The organism is Ferruginibacter sp. (genome assembly GCF_014377975.1).
GTDB lineage: Bacteria > Bacteroidota > Bacteroidia > Chitinophagales > Chitinophagaceae > Ferruginibacter.
The window spans coordinates 14,622-31,024 of sequence record NZ_JACMOO010000052.1; the positions used below are offsets into that span (position 1 = coordinate 14,622).

Sequence of the window (16,403 nt, forward strand, 5' to 3'; positions counted from 1 at the left end):
ATATTTTCTATTGCTGGTTGCAGTGATAAGGCTTAATTGTTTCGCTATCTCTTTTGACTGTGAAAATGTATCAATCCCTCCATGGGGTTTTTTAATACCCTGCCCAGCTGTAACTCATAAGCATCGCACATCTCTTTTAAAATATCTTTAAATCCAAAAGCCACACTTCCAATAAAATGGACGGGCATTATCCAGCTTTCACGGTATTTGTACACATGGTTAAAAAAGAAATCATTAAAACCATCTTCGATAATATTTTCTATCATAAAATGACCCCGGTTTTCTACCAGAAATGAAACAAAGCCTGCCAGGTAACGATTGGGTAATGGGTGCTTGTACACCGCATCTAATATTTCAATAGAGGTTGTATTGTATTTGGCATTAAAACGATCCATCAGGTCGGGATCAAAAGTGTTGTACAAATAGTACTGTATCACTTTTTTACCCAGGTAAGCACCACTTCCTTCATCGCCCAAAATATAACCCAGTCCCGGGCTGTTTTTTATAATTTTTTTGCCATTATAATAACCGGAATTTGAACCTGTTCCCAATATACATGCCACACCTTTTTCATTACCGCATAAAGCTTTTGCTGCACCCATAAGGTCATTGTCTACAAAAAGCCTTGCCTTGGGAAAAGTTGTCTTTAAAGCCGTTTTTATTAATTTTACATTTTCAGGATTGATGCAGCCCGTACCATAGTAGTACACTTCATCGGGCTCAACACCGTTCAGTTTAGTTTTTAATTCAGTAGCCAGAATTTGCTGAATCTGCTCTCTGTTTAAAAAATAAGGACTCATACCTTGTGTAAAAATTTTTTTCTTTTTTATTCCGTTTATCAGGCACCATTCTGCCTTGGTTGAACCACTGTCTGCTATTAATATAATTGCCATTGTTATTGTTTAGTTTTTTAAGATTAGAATATTAAAGCTCAAGTTAATTAAAAAACACATCGGCGGCATTCATTATAATTCTATTATTTTCGTGTTTATAAGTGTATATATGAACAAGAAAATTAAGGTTTGGTTACCATTGCTTTTTAGTATTACAATGATTGCTGGGATGATGCTGGGATATAAAATGAGGGATAATATGCCGGGTAAAAACTTTTTTTCAATTGATAAACGGAGGCCGATACAGGAAGTAATGGATTTGATTGAAACCAAATATGTAGACAGCGTAAAAGTTGCTGCATTGAGTGATACAGCCATTGCTGCTATTTTAAGCAAGCTTGATCCACATTCTGTTTTTATACCAGCTGACGACCTGCAGAGTGTAAATGATGATATTGCCGGCAATTTTTTCGGCATTGGGATAGAGTTTAATTTGTACAATGATACTATCAATGTAATTAATGTAGTGCCAGATGGGCCAAGCTTTAAAGCAGGCCTCAAAACCGGCGATAAATTCATTAAGGTGAATGATACGCTGGTAGCAGGTAAAAAAATTACATCCGACAGGATCAGAAAATTATTAAGGGGAGATCTTGATACAAAGGTGGTTATTACTGTGTTAAGGGATGACAAGACAATCCCTTTTGTTATTACCCGCGGTATTATTCCGGTTAGCAGTATTGATGCCAGTTATATTATTGAAAACGGCATAGGATATATAAAATTGAATAAATTTTCGCTGTCCACTTACCGGGAGTTTATGCAAGCCATGGAAGCCTTACAAAAACAGGGATTAAAAAAACTGATACTTGACCTGAGAGGCAATGGTGGCGGAATACTGGATGAAGCTACTTCTATTGCGGATGAATTTTTAGATGGCGATAAACTGATTGTATACACAGAAGGAACGCATTTTGAAAAAAAAGAATACCGTTGTAAACGACCCGGCCTTTTTGAAAAAGGTGAGCTGGTAGTACTTGCTGATGAAGGCACAGCAAGTGCCAGTGAAATACTGATTGGTGCATTACAGGACTGGAACCGGGCTACCATTGTTGGCAGGCGCAGTTTCGGAAAAGGTTTGGTACAGGAGCAATTTGATCTGAGCGATGGGAGTGCACTTAGACTTACCATTGCAAGGTATTATACACCCATTGGCAGAAGCATTCAGCGACCATACAACAACGGAGAGAAAGCATACTATGCAGAAATAACCAATCGTTTTCATGATGGGGAAGTAAATTCTGCCGATTCTGTTAAACATGATACTACCAAAATGTTTAAAACACCCAATGGAAAAATTGTGTACGGCGGTGGTGGAATAACACCCGATGTTTTTATACCCATCGACACTGCTAATTTTAGTATGGCTTTTGCAAAAATTTATTACACAGGTGTGGTAGCCGATTTTGCTTACCATTTTTACCTGCAAAATCAGGCACAATTAAACAGTTACAAATCAACCAGAGATTTTATTAAAAATTTTACTTTTACTGAAGACAAATGGAAACAGTTTGTAGCAGCTGCGGCCAGAGATTCTATTGAGCTGAATAATGTTTCTGATAAAGAAAAAACCAATTTAATTAACCGCATTCAATCTTCCATTGCAAGGCAAGTATGGCGCAATGAAGGTTTGTACGAATTAATGAACACAAAAGATAGTGCAGTGTTGAAATCAGTTGAGTTGTTATCCAAATAGTTTTTTGTTATTAAAATATTCCTGTATTTTTTCGCTGTATCAATGTGACAGGCATAAATTTATGAAGCCGCATGTGTTGATACTATCTCCGGTATTTAACCCTCTTTTAAAGGTTATTTTAACGGGGCTATTGTAATAAAATTACCTTTAATTTAAAATAAGATTATATGTGGCTTAATAGCATTTTAGAGACCATTGGCAACACGCCCCTTATTAAACTTAACAAAATAACCAAAGATCTTCCCTGTACTGTTTTAGCAAAAGTAGAATACTTTAATCCAGGCAATAGCATAAAAGACCGGATGGCTTTAAAAATGCTGGAGGTTGCCGAAAGGGAAGGAAAGATAAAACCGGGCGGTACCATTATTGAAGGAACCAGCGGCAATACAGGTATGGGGCTGGCACTGGCAGCTTGTGTAAAAGGGTATAAATGTATTTTTACAACCACCGACAAACAATCCAAAGAAAAGGCAGACATTTTAAAAGCCGTTGGCGCAGAAGTAATTGTTTGCCCAACCAATGTTGATCCTTCAGATCCACGCTCGTATTATTCAGTAAGTAAAAGGTTGGCTACAGAAGTACCCAATAGCTGGTACGTAAATCAATATGATAATTTAGCCAACCGGGAAGCGCACTATGAACAAACCGGTCCTGAAATTTGGCAACAAACAGAAGGCAAGGTTACACACCTGGTTGTTGCCACCGGAACAGGAGGAACCATCGTTGGAACCGGCAAGTATTTAAAAGAAAAAAATCCTGCAATAAAAGTATGGGCAATAGATAGTTATGGCTCTTTGTTGAAAAAATATTTCGAAACCGGGGAGTTGGATCGCAAGGAAGTATATCCTTATATCAGCGAAGGTTTTGGGGAAGATTTTGTACCTGCTAATTACGACATGAGTGTTATTGATGCCTTTACAAAAGTAACCGATAAAGATGGTGCATTAATGGCCAGGCGTATTGCAAAAGAAGAAGGGCTTTTTTGTGGATATAGTGCCGGAAGTTGTTTGCAGGGAATGTTGCAGTTAAAAAATGAATTGAAAAAAGATGATGTGGTGGTTTTGATATTTCATGATCATGGCAGCCGTTATATTGGCAAAGTGTACAATGATGAATGGATGCTTGAAAGAGGATTTTTAGAGGTGAAAACATTTAAGGACCTGATCAATGGACGTGGCTCGCAAAAGCTAATTACACTATCGCCTTTGCAGATTGTAGCAGAAGCCATTGAACTGATGAAAAAGTACGACATTGAAAACATACCGGTAGTGAGCGATGGCGCCAGCATTGGTGCCATTTCAGAAAGTGGTTTGTTTAATAAGATTTTAAATGATGCCAATGTTAAATTTATGAGTGTAGAATCTGTAATGGAAAAGACTTATCCGGAAGTTGCCTTTGATACACCGGTTGAACGTTTAAGCGCTTTTATAAACAAAGAAAACGGAGCGGTTTTAAGTAAGGATGAAACCGGTGCTTTTCACATCATTACTAAATATGATATTATCCAAAGCCTTTCAAAATGACAATTTAAATATGTAACAAAACTGCTTAAATCGCTGAGATACTGATGCATACTGCATTTGATAGATGTTGTATTTTTTTATTTGTATTTCAAAAATAATTGATGCCGTAATTTTACGCCTCATTAAATAGTAGTACTGCTTTCGATATTGCTGCACAACTACGTGGTATTTAGTATTTACTGTAACAATAAAATAGCGCAAGAATGCGCTTGGATGGCAGGAAAATCTGTTGCATCTTTGTATCAGAAGTTGATTGATAGGAATTAAATATCAATCATATCCAAAAATCCTGATAAACCGAAAAAATAGCTAAAATCCAAAATATCACTGAAAAGCTAACACATCCAATATCAGTCAACTTCTTATTTTTTTACGTTATTAAAAATATTATCCAAAAAGATCCAAAGAAAAAACAACAAAACGAATTCCTTTGAAGACCCAAGATCCAACATGCTGAGACTATGCTTTAAAAGGCGATGATGACTCGAAAAACAAATAAATGCCAATATCCGGAGCTATGCTGTAACAAGCGACGATGATCCAAAAACCAACCACCAATATCCTAAGCTTATGCTGTAAAAAGCGACGATGGCAAAACCTACCCCTACAACCTGGTAAATCTGAAAAAGCTTTAACCGGTGGCGCTAAATACGCCAAATGTAATCCTGAAACTGCTGCTTATTACAGCAAAAAAAATTGTACTTCCACAGGCTATGAAAAACCAATAGCTGTGGAAGTTTTTCTTTTTGCACCCTGCCTGTTTTCATTTTCAGACAATCCCTTATTTCAAATTATTTCGGCGAACGCATAAAAATTATTCGATATCAGCTAAACCCTTACGCACGCACTATAATTAAGGAACAAAAAAAAGAGCAACGCTGCTTCGTGTAAGGAGTAGATAACTGCTGTATTTTGTGTGATAAAGTTGAGGTTGAAAAATAAAAAAGGGCTGATTATACAATCCAGCAAAAACAGTAATCGAAATTACTTCGAAAACTGAAAATTAAAAATCTGAGACTACGGTGTTAAAAGCGATAATGGCAAAAGGCTGGAATACTAAAACCCGTTAATTTATTTAATAGGATTTTTCTGAAATTTTAATCCGTAAAATTTACTCCCGCAGCAGCCAGTTGGCAATGACGGTAAACACTGCTTTAGCATGCTATGAAAAATAATAACTGTAGAAGTTTTTATTTTGAGGAAATGTGTCACCAGACTTTTCATTACAAACCACACGGCAAATTTGCGGTTAACGTAAAATTCCCTGTTATTTTTTGAAAAAATACGATTCGTAGCGTATTTTGTGCGTACGAAAAATTGAGTACTGCTGCTCTAGTTTACCAATCAAAACTATCGCATTTTTGTATCAGAAAGTTATGGTGAACAATCACAACGATCTAATCCAAAAATCCATAACAAAACAGAATCTTATTCCTTTGAAAACGGAAAAATCCAAATCCTGAGACTATGCCGTAACAGGCGATGATGACTCAAAAAAACCAAAAGCCAATATCCCGGAACTATGCTGTAAAAAGCGATGATGATCCAAAACCAGTAAGCCAATATCCTTATCTATGCTATAAAAAGCGATGATGATGAGAAAAGACCAAAAAATCAATATCCTGGAACTATGCTGTAACAAGCGATGATGATCCAAAACCAAAGTGCCAATATCCTAAGCCTAATCTTTCACAAAGGATGACGCCAAAAACCGAACAACTGAAACCAGCTAATTCATTTAATTTGATTTTTCTGGAGCGCTAACCCCGCTAAAAGTAAATCCCTGAAATGCCGGCTTCGGCTGGCGATTAAAATGTTACTTCCACATACTATGAAAAACTATAGCTTGTGGAAGTTTTTTCATTTTAATCATGCCTGTTATTTCTCTCCTTTTTTTAAGACTTCGATTAATTTTTGATGTTCAATACCTCCAGATAATAAATCCTTTTTTTTATAAAATATTTTATACAACTCTTCAGAATAATATTAAGCAATTTTATATAAAAACTACAATCCCCACTTTAAAATACCTTCCGGGCTTATTGAACAATATATTGGCAATCAGAAAAAAGTTTACTTTAAAATCCACTTTACAACCCCTTTACAATAAGTATTTTTACTATGCCTGTTATCGCAAATAAACGTGTTGGTGAAGGCATTAGTACTATGTTATACGTATTTACTGCACTGCCATAAAGGGGCAATAATGCTCTTGTACAGCATATAAAACTGATGTATCTTTGTATCAGAAGTTGATTGGTAGGAATTAAATATCAATCATATCCAAATATCCTGATAAAGCCTATAAAGTTTAATACAATATCAATTAAAAGCTAATAGCAAATCCAATATCAGTCAACTTCTTTTTAAATCTTTTATCCTCAATGCCTAAACAGCATTACGAAAAATCAAAAAATCCGTTTGATTCTTAAATGATCCGGTATCCTGACGAAAATAACCAACTTAATGTCTTTTAAAGTATCGATCCCTTATGTTTAAACTGGTTAATACCAGTAAAAGCCAGAAACTGTACCATGGAGTAAATTATTCCGACACAGCCCCCCGCTAAATTATTTATAAAAACTTCTGCAGTTTAATAACTGTGGAAGTTTTTTGCAATCAACCATCGCCTGTTTTTGCGAACGCTTAAAGCTTAATTTTTTTATCTGTAAGAATCAGGAATATTTTGCCTGTTTATGGTAACCGTACTGTAATATTTAAAAAAACCACGTATAACCACCTTGGCATACTAAATTTTCGATTGATCTTCCATCCTGCAAGCAAAAAATAATATTTGATGAAATGTAATATGGAGTTGAAACAACCCGACAATAACCATTTATAACTTTTATGGACAAAAACGAAATTCAAATAACCGTTTGCCAAAAGTGAAATTCACTTATTTTTGTAAAAAACAACCAACATGAGTAAATACACAGCCGGAGTTTTGTTCGGCGCTGAGTTAGAAGCCCTTTACAATGACGCAAAAACAAACCAGTTTGCAATGCCAGCAATAAACTGCATTGGTACGGATACTATTAATGCCACGCTGGAAGCAGCAGCAAAAGTTAACTCGCCCGTAATTATACAGTTTAGCAATGGTGGTGCACAGTTTATAGCTGGTAAGGGAATGCCAAATGATAAGTTACAGGCCAATATTTCGGGGGCAATTTCGGGTGCGCTGCATATACACAATGTAGCCAAATATTACGGGGTACCAGTTGTATTACACACCGATCATGCCGCAAAAAAATGGTTGCCTTGGATCACCGGATTGATTGATGCAGGCGAACAGTTTTATAAAGAAAAAGGTCAGCCCTTGTTCAGCTCTCACATGCTTGATTTAAGTGAAGAGCCAATTGAAGAAAATATTCATACTTCAGTAGAATTTTTTAAAAGAATGGCACCATTGGGCATGAGTATTGAAATTGAACTGGGTGTTACCGGCGGAGAGGAAGATGGTGTTGACAACAGCGATATTGAAAATGATAAATTATATACGCAGCCCGAACATGTAGAATATTCTTACACCGAGTTAGGTAAAGTAAGCAATATGTTTACCATTGCTGCTGCTTTTGGTAATGTACATGGTGTGTACAAACCAGGTAATGTTGAACTACGTCCGGAGATCTTAAATAATAGCCAGGTGTATATTGAGAAGAAATTACGAACTGGTGCAAAACCTGTATTCTTTGTATTCCATGGTGGCAGCGGATCTCCACAGCACCAGATAAGAGAAGCAATTGGTTATGGTGCTATTAAAATGAACATTGATACTGATTTGCAATGGGCATTTTGGGAAGGTGTTTTAAACAATTATAAAAAGAATGAAGGGTACCTGCAGGGCCAGTTAGGCAATCCGGAAGGAAGCGACAAACCCAATAAAAAACAATACGATCCCAGAGTATGGTTGCGCAAGGGACAGGAAACTTTTATAAAACGCCTTGAAACAGCTTTTGATGATTTGAATTGTATCAACAGAAATGCATAATCTTTCAATAGAGCGCTGTAAACAATTTATATTTATAATTAATAAAGTAATATAAATTGTTTACAGTTATTTTTTGACGCCCTCTAAAAGCTATTTTGGAGATGTAATAATTTTTAACTTCTAAAAGAACCCTGCATATTTAGCATTTTTACACCCTTATGCAGGTGGGGCTTATTATGATAAAAGAAGAAGATTTTGATGCCAACCTTGCCGGTGAAGATGGAGAATCGGAAGAAACACAAAGAAGCTGGTTCAAACGCATAAAAAAGGGTATCCTTACTGCTACCAAAGATAAGGCTGATGCGCCTGAAGGATTGTGGACCAAGTGCCCCAATTGCAAATACACCTGCACCGTATCTGAGTTAAGGGAAAATTTATTTGTTTGCCCTAAATGTGATCACCATCACCGCATTGGCAGTGGGGAATACTTTGAAATTTTATTCGATGAAAATGAATTCGAAGAATTGTTTGCCAATATAGTGTCAACAGATTATTTAAAATTTGTTGATTTAAAACCGTACGATAAAAGACTGGAGGAAACCTACGCAAAAACCGGCATTCATGATTCAATCACGGTAGCACATGGTAAATTAAAAGGCAATGATTTTGTGGTGGCTTGTATGGATTTTGAATTTATTGGTGGCAGCCTGGGAAGTGTGATGGGTGAAAAAATATGCCGTGCCTGCGATTACTGCATTTTGCATGGCATACCATTGATGATCATCAATAAAAGTGGTGGTGCCAGGATGATGGAAAGCGCCTTTTCACTGATGCAACTGGCAAAAACTTCAGGCAAATTATCACTGTTAGCCGATGCTAAAATTCCTTATATTTCACTTTGTACCGATCCTACTTTTGGTGGTACTACTGCTTCCTTTGCCATGCTGGGTGATATTATTTGTGGCGAACCGGGTGCTTTGATTGGGTTTGCAGGACCAAGAGTGATTAAAGAAACCATAAAAAAAGATCTTCCGCCGGGTTTTCAGCGAAGTGAATTTTTACTGGAGCATGGTTTTTTAGATTTTATTGTTAACCGAAAAGAACTGAAAGATAAATTGGCTTCGGTATTGTTGCTATTTAAAAATTAATTTTATTTCCTGTTTTAACATTCACTTAAACTGATGGGGATATTGATCGCAAGCCCACCATCTGAAGTTTCTTTGTACTTACTGTTCATGTCAAGGGCAGTATCCCACATAGTTTTTATCACTCCATCCAGACTTACTTTTGCATAATCTGGAGAGCTTTGTAAAGCAAGCTGGCAGGCGGTAATGGCTTTGATAGCACCCATGGTATTTCTCTCAATACAGGGTATTTGTACCAGCCCGGCAATGGGGTCGCATGTAAGGCCAAGGTGATGTTCCATGGCAATTTCGGCTGCCATTAAAGTTTGCTTTTGTGTACCGCCCATGCATTCGGTAAGTGCCGCGGCGGCCATTGCACTGCTTACACCGATTTCTGCCTGGCAACCACCCATTGCTGCAGAGATAGTTGCACCTTTTTTAAAAATACAGCCCACTTCACTGGCTGTTAATAAAAAACGGATGATCTTATCTTCGGTATTGCCGTCACAAAAAATAATATAGTATTGCAAAACGGCTGGTATTACGCCAGCTGCGCCATTAGTAGGTGCGGTTACTACCCTGCCAAACGAGGCATTTTCTTCATTTACTGCAAGTGCAAAACAACTTACCCAATCCAGAATATATTTAAAATCATTACCGCCCTGGCGGATGGCCTCTGTCCAGCTTTCGTAGTCATGATAACTGCGTTGTTGTAATAATTTTTTATTCAAATCAAATCCCCTGCGTTTAACCAATAACCCACCGGGTAAATTACCCTGTGTATGGCAGCCGCGATACATACATTCCTTCATCACTTTCCAAATTGCCCGTACTCCTTTTTTGGTATCATCTTCCGGCCTCCAGGCATTTTCATTTTCCATTACTACTTCGCTTATATTCATCCCGGTACGAATGCACCAGTGCAGAAGATCTGCTGCAGTATTGATGGGAAAAGGCAAAATGATTTCTTTTTTTTCATCTTTTATAAAACCTTCTTTTATCACGAAGCCGCCCCCAATAGAATAATAGGTTTCAGCAAAGGCATCACCGTTGGTTAAGTTTACTAAAAAGGTCAATGCGTTGGGATGAAAGGGCAAAGATTCTGTAAATAAAAATTCAATATCTTCCTGCGGATCAAAATCAATTTCGTGCCGGCCATTCAATACTATTTTTTTCATATTGCTGATATCATCCATTTTGGCCGCAATATTTTTTACATCAAATGTAACCGGATCTTCGCCACATAAGCCAAGTTGCACTGCAATACTGGTACCATGCCCAACGCCCGTCTTTGCCAAAGAGCCATATAACAACACTTCTATATTTTTAACCTGCTGTAAAATCTTTTTTTCTTCCAGCGACACTAAAAAAAGCAATGCCGCCTTCCAGGGGCCAAGCGTATGGCTGCTGCTTGGTCCAACGCCAATTTTAAACATATCAAAAACAGAAATGGCTTCGTGGCTCAAAACAAAATTTTTAATTATTGAACATCCACCAATTGAACAGTAAAGATCAAAGTAGAGTTACCTGGTATTCCATTATAATCATTACAGCCATAGGCTAAGGTTGGAGGTAAATATAAATTAATTGTTCCACCTTTTTTAATTAATGGAACGCCTAATTGCCAACCTTTTATTACTCCGGATAATTGGAATGTTACTACTGGTTTACCGTCATTTGAATCAAAGACGGTACCATTGGTAAACTTGCCCTTATAATTTACGGATACTGTATTTGCAACAGTTGGTGAAACGCCTGCACCCGGAGCAACTATCTGATAAAAAAAGCCCCCGGGATCTTGTGTAGCAGTTATAGAGTTCGCTGTCAGGTATTTTTGAATAGCAGCGATTTCTGCCGCACTTACAACACCGGTGTTGTTACAATTATTAGTTGTTGATGAACTTTTGTTACAGGCAGTAATTATAAATGGCAATGCAACAATAAAAAATAACTTTTTGTACATACTTTTTTTATTAATTAGGGTTTGTTTGGTTATCAATTTTATTTTTTTTTGATTTTATTTCGTTGTACAACTGTTCATTCATTTCCCATTTATATTGCATACGGAAGTAACCGTAAAAAACAATGATGATGCTGGTAGCAAGCAGGATGGTAATAAAGCTGCCTGGCGAAGTTGCAGATATTTTTGTGTACCAGTTTGGGGCAAATAACCTTACCACTATTACAGATAAAATAATGGGCAGTGCAAACAAAAAAGCCATGGGTAAGCCCCCGCTTATTTTGCTTGTGAAAGTATTTTCTTTTTCCCGTACCTGTTCCCAGTATTGTAGAAATGCAATATCTTTTTCACTTATCATGCAGTAAAGTTAACCAATAATTAAGTTGTTGTTTTGCTAATTGAGCAATATTAGTTAGGTTTGTTTTACCCAAATGTCTTTTATTTTGAAAATAGAACAACTCATCGTTCAGTATTTATATTCCTGTAAACAGGTTGCCCTGCCGGGTATTGGTACTATTAAATTAAAAACAGATACAGTTTTACCCACACCCGGCGACAAGGATTTTATCATGCCTGCGGACGCATTTTCGTTTGAATATAATTTAAAAGCAGTCGAAGATGAAAAATTCGTGGATTATATTGTACAACATACAAACAAAATAAAGCCGCTGGCATCGTCTGACCTGGAAAGTTATGCAATACTGGCTAAACAGTTTTTAAATATCGGCAAACCCCTTGTTATTGAAGGCGTAGGTACCATTCAAAAAAACCAGCAGGGATTTTATGAATTTTCTCAGGGTAATTTTATTACGCCCAGAATAGATAACATTCCTAAACTGGTAAAAGAAAAACGGGAAGAACCAATTTCATTTGAAAGTGAATATGAGGGAAATAATAACAATAAAAATATAATAATTGCTATAACGCTTTTTGCCGGCATTGCAATGGTGGTATTTGCTGCGTATTATTTTCTTGTACTAAAACAACCGGAAAGTTCCGCAGTAACTGAAACACCTGGGATAAAACAAGAAACAGGTAAAAAAGATACAGCAAAAACTGCCGTGGCAGCAATTGATACAATAAAAAAAGATACTGTTAACAGCGTTGCAATTTTAATCCCTGCTCCTGCAGCCCTAAAAACAGACAGCAGCAATTTTAAAATTGTAATAAAAGAATATCATTCAGAAGAAGCCATAAACAAAGCCTTTAGCCGCCTTAAAAGTTATGGCCATAAACTGTTAATTGTTAAGGTAGATTCTACAACTTATAAATTGATGATGCCATTTTATAAGCCGCTGTCTGATACAGCAAGGGTCAGGGATTCTCTTAAAATATTTTTTGGTGGCAAGCCTTATGTGCAGTTATAAAAAGACTTTCGGTTCAAAAAATTAAATCATCTGTTTTAAACAAAAAAGGTTTCAGTGAGTAATCAAAATCTTTTATTAAAAATTGATTGCCACAGTAATTTTTGGTGCTTTGTTTACCTTGCCTGCTTCAATGGCTTTACCGGTAATTCCGTAATCTTCTACTTTAATGGTAAAAGCAGCGGAGGCAGCAATTGATTTACCGGTTACAATAATTACTCCCCTCGCATTAATGGGTTTGGTGATGCCATGAATTTTTAAATCGCCGCTGACTTCTGCAGCGTATGTTCCATCTTTACTAAAATCAACACTGGCCAGGTTAGTGATTTTACCTTTAAACGTAGCGGTAGGAAACTTATCAGAATCAATCCAGCTAACGCTGTTGAAATGACCCTGCATCATTGGATTAGCAAAAGAAAAATTTTTCATGATGGCTTCAAAAGCTATTCCACCTGTTTTGGTATCTAATGCTGCTACTACCGCCTTATTTTCAGCCTTAGGCAATGCATCCATACTGGTAGTAGCATCGAAATTAATAGCGCCGGAAGTGGTTGTTTTTTTTTGAGCAGAAACACCAGCCACCGTAAAAAGTAGGGTAAAAATTAAGGTCGTTATTTTCATTGTTGTTTGCTTTTTTTTAGTTTAAAAATTTATTTGTTTAATGCACATCTTTTGAAAGTAATAAATTCTGCTTCAAGTATTTCGCTGTAAGCACCGCCGCTACAGGAACCTTTTATCGACACATCATCTCCTTGTTTTATACTTTTTGCTTCGGCAAGGTGTTGTGACTGAAAAGCAAAAATAACATAAGAGCCAGTCCTATCAGCCATTTTTATATTTACTGTGGTATCTGCAAATTCCAAGGCGGTTACAATCCCCGTAACCGTTACAATCTTTTCTGCATATTTTTTATTGGCAATGGTATCATTTCTTTTAAATTCTTTTATAATATCCATTGCACTAATTGTGTACGCAGATTTCTCTTTACCAGTATCACCAAATGTTTCTGTGTACCGGTACCATACTAATAGTCCTAACCCCAGAGCAATAACTATACCCGCAATGATTATATTTTTGATTTTATATTTACTGATACACATGATGTAGCGTTAAAATATGCCGGTTTTGTTCAAATATACAATGTCGAAACATTGAAATTTTTAAATTTACAATATTATATGTTAAATCTTATTTTAGCTGATTGTATGATTGATTACCCTTTTGCATTTTTGAATAATATCTATGCAGCATTCTTTGCCCTCCTATCTTTCCGGCGGTGCAATATCCATGTTCTCCATAAAACATACCGCTTAAGCGCAACGCCTTCTCCTCATTTACCATTTTTTCTTTTTGCTTTTGAATTATTATCCGTATCATAAAGTACAGTTAATCCCTGGAAGAGCGTATCTATGAAGATATTTTTAACACCCTCTTTTCTATTTTCTTCTGTTGCAAAATACCTGCCACCAACACTTTAAATACAGAACCTTGCTAATTTATACATGCATATACTCTTATACAATTTTTAGTAATTTTTAGAGACCATTGCCAACACCAGCACTTGTATAATGCTGCTCTCTTTAGTTACCAATGATTCCAATGCATGATTTCCACTGGATATAATCCGGTTAACGGCTGATGGATTGGGATACAACAGGCTCCGGTTATTTCCTTTATCTATAATTTTTAATAATCCGACCGCATTTGCCTAAACTGTATTGGAATACAATAAATCAAAAACGTAAAAAATAATCTGGCAGTACAGGTTATACACACGTGAAGTATTTGCTGCGTTGAAAGTAATGTACCCTCTCACCCATGTCGCAAGTTATACATTCCACATCCGAACTGTACATACTAAAGATCAAAAAAAACAATGTCGCCATTGCTGATACCTAAAAAATTCCAGGTATCATTTCTGTCTTTTCGGTTAATTTTTCAAGAGTCGTCACTAAACAACTTTATATAAAATCAACAATGAAAACAACTACAACTGGCTTAAAGTTTTTATAACTGCACTTTTATTTGTACGCTATTCATTTTACTGATTTAGTTACAATGGCAGCCTCTGTAAATATGTATTTTTAGAAATACTTTTTAGATTAAAGACACTTGTCGACACATCAGGTCAAATCAACCCGATATATTTCAGTCAATCATTTCTTTTTAATTACCCTTTGCGAAAATTTATAACACAACAGGTATTTCCGAAAATAATTTAGTAGAGCGGGCGTTGATTTTCAAAAAAAGTGCTCATTTTTATTTATCAACCCAACCATTGTTTTACTGATTACATCTATTGCAATTATACAGGTGGTAAATGCATATTCCCAAATTAAAACGGTAAATAAATTTGTAACAAATATTTTTTCGATTTTCATTTTTAATAACCTCATCTATACAAACTTGCCTATGATTTAATTTTAGAACCAAGAACATCACAAAGACTTATTATTAAATCACACTAAAAAAAAATAATACAGCATGAAAATTAATATCAGCAACATCAAATACCCAGTGTTAGCCGTACTGACATTATTTCTTTTTGAATCCTGCAAAAAAGAAATTTCTTCACCGGATGCGTCCGGTAATACAGCTACCGTATCGCAAGCCGTAATAGCCGGTGTACAGGCAATTGCCGTTGGTACCAGTACATCCAGAGCAGCTTTCCGGGATTCATTGTATGTAATTGGTACCTGTGCTCCCCATCATCATACAGACTCTGTTGCATTTAGTAGTTTGCCGGCTTTCATCAATGATTACCTCACCACAAATTATGCAGGAAACGTTTCACAAAAAGCATTTATTGATAAAGACTTATCCGGAACAATAACCGGCTATGTAGTAATTATCCAATTCAATGGGAAACCTATCGGATTAAAATTTGATGCAGCAGGTGCTTTTGTAAAAGTGCTGGAGCAACGGGAGGGGCATGACCTGCTTGGTCATGGATGGCATGATGGCGGTCACTTTGATGACCGCAATGGACTGAATCATGACATCATTGCTATCCCTGCATTAGCTTCCGTTATTATATCCTATTTTGCGGCCAATTATGCGCAGGATACCTTGATGCATGCATTTAAAAATAAGGACAGCAGTTATATTGTACTAAGCATCAACAACGGCGCCTATGCAACTGTTTTTGATATAAACGGAACTTTCATCAAAAGAATTAAATTGCCTGCACATGAGGGTGATTTTAATACAGTAGTTCAGTCTGCATTGCCTTTAGCCGTTACAAATTATCTGACATCAACTTATCCTGCTTATGTTTTTAAACAGGCCTTCAAAATCAATGACAATGTTAATATAAAAGGCTATGTAGTTTTTATAGATGCCAATGCTACCAAATATGCAGTTGAATTTGATGCGGCTGGAAATTTTATTAAAGCCATTACTATAAGATAGATTTCAGCGGGTTTTGATACACTTAAAGCCTTGCCTGCATCAATGATATGGGCAAGGCTTTTTAAAAAAATTAACCAGTTTTAAACAGTACCATTGGCAGACCACTCCTACCCCGGTTTAAAACAGTATTAATAAAAAGACAAACATTTATTATTCACCGCTGGTCAATATCTATATTTCGATTATTTGATAAAAATTAAGAGAAATATCAAAAAATTTAAAATAAAATGAGGATTATATTAGTTGTGAAAAAATATTATCATTGATTTTATTTATCATCATTTTAGCAGTATTCTTTCTTTGCTATAGCTTTTTAAATATATTTAGAAAAACAATTAATATGATGGAACAAAAATCATCCTGATTACTTTTAAGCAATGGCTGCGGTAGTGCCATTTTTACTTATATAAACCCCGTGGAGCCTGTAAAAAAATATCCCTCACTGTTCTGCGTCATTGTTATTTTTTTACTACAAAGTTCATAAAAAACATATTCAATGTT

At 36.1% G+C, this 16,403-nt stretch carries 14 protein-coding genes; 7 read left to right on the forward strand and 7 right to left on the reverse strand.

The window, feature by feature from the left end; translation table 11 throughout:
- Nucleotides 1–44: 44 nt before the first annotated feature.
- Nucleotides 45–893 carry an N-acetylglucosamine kinase gene (locus H7254_RS03395; protein ID WP_301921588.1) on the reverse strand — a complete coding sequence of 283 codons (849 nt, stop codon included), beginning with the start codon at nt 891–893 and terminating at the stop codon, nt 45–47.
- A gap of 109 nt (nt 894–1,002) precedes the next feature.
- Between H7254_RS03395 and H7254_RS03400 the strand changes: the two genes are divergently transcribed.
- From H7254_RS03400 to accD, 5 genes are all read left to right on the forward strand, one after another.
- On the forward strand, nt 1,003–2,589 hold the full coding sequence (locus H7254_RS03400) for a S41 family peptidase (protein ID WP_301931645.1): 1,587 nt from the start codon (nt 1,003–1,005) through the stop codon (nt 2,587–2,589).
- Nucleotides 2,590–2,756: 167 nt separating this feature from the next.
- A complete protein-coding gene (locus tag H7254_RS03405; RefSeq protein WP_301931646.1) occupies nt 2,757–4,112 on the forward strand; it encodes a pyridoxal-phosphate dependent enzyme in 1,356 nt (451 codons plus the stop codon).
- 535 nt (nt 4,113–4,647) lie between these two features.
- On the forward strand, nt 4,648–4,923 hold the full coding sequence (locus H7254_RS03410; RefSeq protein ID WP_301931647.1) for a hypothetical protein: 276 nt from the start codon (nt 4,648–4,650) through the stop codon (nt 4,921–4,923).
- A 2,112-nt stretch (nt 4,924–7,035) separates the two neighbouring features.
- Nucleotides 7,036–8,103, forward strand: a complete 1,068-nt coding sequence (gene fbaA, locus H7254_RS03415; protein WP_301931648.1) for a class II fructose-bisphosphate aldolase — start codon at nt 7,036–7,038, stop codon at nt 8,101–8,103.
- 176 nt (nt 8,104–8,279) lie between these two features.
- Nucleotides 8,280–9,191 carry an acetyl-CoA carboxylase, carboxyltransferase subunit beta gene (accD, locus tag H7254_RS03420; RefSeq protein ID WP_301931649.1) on the forward strand — a complete coding sequence of 304 codons (912 nt, stop codon included), beginning with the start codon at nt 8,280–8,282 and terminating at the stop codon, nt 9,189–9,191.
- A gap of 14 nt (nt 9,192–9,205) precedes the next feature.
- On the opposite strand, the gene H7254_RS03425 is transcribed toward accD, so the two are convergent.
- The 3 genes from H7254_RS03425 to H7254_RS03435 are packed head-to-tail and all read right to left on the reverse strand — an operon-like array spanning nt 9,206 to nt 11,485.
- Nucleotides 9,206–10,633: an L-serine ammonia-lyase gene (locus H7254_RS03425; protein ID WP_301931650.1), complete on the reverse strand. Its 1,428-nt coding sequence runs from the start codon at nt 10,631–10,633 to the stop codon at nt 9,206–9,208.
- A 14-nt stretch (nt 10,634–10,647) separates the two neighbouring features.
- Nucleotides 10,648–11,130: an FKBP-type peptidyl-prolyl cis-trans isomerase gene (locus H7254_RS03430; RefSeq protein WP_301931651.1), complete on the reverse strand. Its 483-nt coding sequence runs from the start codon at nt 11,128–11,130 to the stop codon at nt 10,648–10,650.
- Nucleotides 11,131–11,140: 10 nt separating this feature from the next.
- On the reverse strand, nt 11,141–11,485 hold the full coding sequence (locus H7254_RS03435) for a hypothetical protein (protein WP_301931652.1): 345 nt from the start codon (nt 11,483–11,485) through the stop codon (nt 11,141–11,143).
- An 85-nt stretch (nt 11,486–11,570) separates the two neighbouring features.
- On the opposite strand from H7254_RS03435, the gene H7254_RS03440 reads away from it, so the two are divergent.
- A complete protein-coding gene (locus H7254_RS03440) occupies nt 11,571–12,494 on the forward strand; it encodes a hypothetical protein (protein WP_301931653.1) in 924 nt (307 codons plus the stop codon).
- 75 nt (nt 12,495–12,569) lie between these two features.
- Here the strand turns inward: H7254_RS03440 and H7254_RS03445 are convergent, their stop codons facing one another.
- From H7254_RS03445 to H7254_RS03455, 3 genes are all read right to left on the reverse strand, one after another.
- On the reverse strand, nt 12,570–13,112 hold the full coding sequence (locus tag H7254_RS03445) for a YceI family protein (RefSeq protein WP_301931654.1): 543 nt from the start codon (nt 13,110–13,112) through the stop codon (nt 12,570–12,572).
- Between the two features lie 29 nt (nt 13,113–13,141).
- Complete coding sequence (locus H7254_RS03450; RefSeq protein ID WP_301931655.1) at nt 13,142–13,591, reverse strand: hypothetical protein; 450 nt, start codon at nt 13,589–13,591, stop codon at nt 13,142–13,144.
- An 88-nt stretch (nt 13,592–13,679) separates the two neighbouring features.
- Nucleotides 13,680–13,868, reverse strand: coding sequence for a hypothetical protein (locus H7254_RS03455; protein WP_301931656.1), 189 nt, complete (start codon nt 13,866–13,868; stop codon nt 13,680–13,682).
- Between the two features lie 1,107 nt (nt 13,869–14,975).
- On the opposite strand from H7254_RS03455, the gene H7254_RS03460 reads away from it, so the two are divergent.
- Nucleotides 14,976–15,902, forward strand: a complete 927-nt coding sequence (locus tag H7254_RS03460) for a PepSY-like domain-containing protein (RefSeq protein ID WP_301931657.1) — start codon at nt 14,976–14,978, stop codon at nt 15,900–15,902.
- The last annotated feature ends 501 nt before the right edge of the window (nt 15,903–16,403 follow it).

What these genes read in the sequence shown, in the direction of transcription:
- H7254_RS03395 (WP_301921588.1), bottom strand. Translation starts at nt 893, where the DNA reads ATGGCAATTATATTAATAGCAGACAGTGGTTCAACCAAGGCAGAATGG.
- H7254_RS03400 (WP_301931645.1), top strand. Translation starts at nt 1,003, where the DNA reads ATGAACAAGAAAATTAAGGTTTGGTTACCATTGCTTTTTAGTATTACA.
- H7254_RS03405 (WP_301931646.1), top strand. Translation starts at nt 2,757, where the DNA reads ATGTGGCTTAATAGCATTTTAGAGACCATTGGCAACACGCCCCTTATT.
- H7254_RS03410 (WP_301931647.1), top strand. Translation starts at nt 4,648, where the DNA reads ATGATCCAAAAACCAACCACCAATATCCTAAGCTTATGCTGTAAAAAG.
- fbaA (WP_301931648.1), top strand. Translation starts at nt 7,036, where the DNA reads ATGAGTAAATACACAGCCGGAGTTTTGTTCGGCGCTGAGTTAGAAGCC.
- accD (WP_301931649.1), top strand. Translation starts at nt 8,280, where the DNA reads ATGATAAAAGAAGAAGATTTTGATGCCAACCTTGCCGGTGAAGATGGA.
- H7254_RS03430 (WP_301931651.1), bottom strand. Translation starts at nt 11,130, where the DNA reads ATGTACAAAAAGTTATTTTTTATTGTTGCATTGCCATTTATAATTACT.
- H7254_RS03435 (WP_301931652.1), bottom strand. Translation starts at nt 11,485, where the DNA reads ATGATAAGTGAAAAAGATATTGCATTTCTACAATACTGGGAACAGGTA.
- H7254_RS03445 (WP_301931654.1), bottom strand. Translation starts at nt 13,112, where the DNA reads ATGAAAATAACGACCTTAATTTTTACCCTACTTTTTACGGTGGCTGGT.
- H7254_RS03450 (WP_301931655.1), bottom strand. Translation starts at nt 13,591, where the DNA reads ATGTGTATCAGTAAATATAAAATCAAAAATATAATCATTGCGGGTATA.
- H7254_RS03455 (WP_301931656.1), bottom strand. Translation starts at nt 13,868, where the DNA reads ATGATACGGATAATAATTCAAAAGCAAAAAGAAAAAATGGTAAATGAG.
- H7254_RS03460 (WP_301931657.1), top strand. Translation starts at nt 14,976, where the DNA reads ATGAAAATTAATATCAGCAACATCAAATACCCAGTGTTAGCCGTACTG.